Origin of the sequence: Bradyrhizobium sp. LA6.1 (assembly GCF_040547805.1) — a bacterium.
GTDB lineage: Bacteria > Pseudomonadota > Alphaproteobacteria > Rhizobiales > Xanthobacteraceae > Bradyrhizobium > Bradyrhizobium barranii.
Genome location: NZ_JBEPQK010000058.1, coordinates 1 through 1,501 on the forward strand (window position 1 = coordinate 1; position 1,501 = coordinate 1,501).

At 57.3% G+C, this 1,501-nt stretch carries 2 protein-coding genes; both read left to right on the forward strand.

All coding sequences use genetic code 11. The features are described from left to right. On the forward strand, positions 1 to 245 hold a 245-nt coding region (locus ABIB99_RS44430; protein ID WP_354182297.1), incomplete at its 5' end, for a hypothetical protein. A 673-nt stretch (positions 246 to 918) separates the two neighbouring features. Continuing rightward, entirely contained in the window at positions 919 to 1,155 is a 237-nt protein-coding gene (locus tag ABIB99_RS44435) for a hypothetical protein (protein ID WP_354182302.1), read from the forward strand. The last annotated feature ends 346 nt before the right edge of the window (positions 1,156 to 1,501 follow it).

Below are 1,501 nucleotides of genomic sequence, written 5' to 3' on the forward strand. Positions count from 1 at the left end.
GTTCTGAAGATCGCGCCTGCCAATGGCACCAAGGCTGCAATTTAAAGAGAAGCGGAGAGTTCGGCGTTTCTCCGTTTTGTGGGCAGCAGCTTCCGGCAAGCAAAGAGCGTGACGGTGCGAGGAAGCTACACGGTTCTCGGAATAATGCCTATGGTTGTTTTGGGTCAGAAAGGCCAGCGTATGTCTGCTTTTGCCCCGAACGCGGAATCGTCGATGGCTCGCACCGTGTCGTGGTGATGACGTGATGTCCGCGATGGCTGGCGGCGACCGTCGAAGGATGGGCGGTCCCTCCGCTATCGGTCGTCAGGGTCCTTCAGAGGGCAAAAAGAAACGCGGGGACCGCGCGACCGAGTCTATTGAGAATATCTGGTGCGAGAAAACACGTGGTTGCAGTTGCAGGGGACGCCCGAACGTTCGCTATGCGCCGATAGCGAGCAGCCAGCGCTTTGCAGCGAAATGACGCGATGGGCCCAAAGGCGACACTGAAGAAAAGCCGCCAAGCGAGGCGGACTTAGACCGGCGTCTCCCGGCGGACTGGTGGTAAGAGTGCCAACGCAATGTAGGGGAGTGGATAAAACAATCCGCCCCAGATGAACCAGGCGGCCCTAGAGCGTCCCCTCTGTTCGGCATAGTTCGCAGTATAGTGCCCGCACGCAGAGATGAGGCTGAGATAAAGGATTGCAGCAGCAATTAACGGAAACATGGGCCGGCTCCGATCACTGCTACAAATAAACATAAGGGATTTGGGTCACGGGGCAATACACGCCCTCGTCAACGAATGAGTTCAAGACCGCATGGCAAGGTCCGGTTAGGGTCAATCGCGCCCAAGGTCGACCAGCAGCAAATCTGGATATGGTCCGCTCTGCCGCCGGAAGCGGAAATGAGCTATCCTGCCGCGATGCAGCAGGAATGACGCTGATGACCGAGACCGTCGCGCCCGTCGCCAAGCCTGTCCCTCGACCGCGATCCAGAAGCGCCGAGACCGTCAGCGCGTCGGCGCTGGCGCAGCACCTCGATTGCAGCCGGACCTACATCGGCAAGCTCGAAGCCGAAGGCGTGATCCAGCGGCAAGGTGACGGCTTCCCGCTCGATCAAGCCGCGTCGCCTATCTGCGATACCTGCGGCGCGAGCGGCGGCAATCGTCGCGCGCAGTGAAGCCGATGCTGCGCACGTCGCGGCAATGACAGCGTGTTTTCGAGAACGCTGCAATCTCCTCATGCTGTTGCCGAAAGGCAACTGATTTATTGTTTCTTCGTTGAACTGTTCCATTTTGCGTTTACGCCGCAACAAACAGTTTTAGATTTGCGGTCTCCGGGCTGGGGCGTGTTTTACGACAGCGAATTTTCGAACCCGGAGGCTTTTCGAAATGATTTTGGAATTCCTCGCAATTTTTTCTCTCGTTCAGTTCGCCAACATGATTTCGCGACTGATCGGTCAGCGGAATGACGTACTCTCCTACGTTTCAAGATCAGGTCCTCACCGGTAAGTGTGGCTAAAGCGG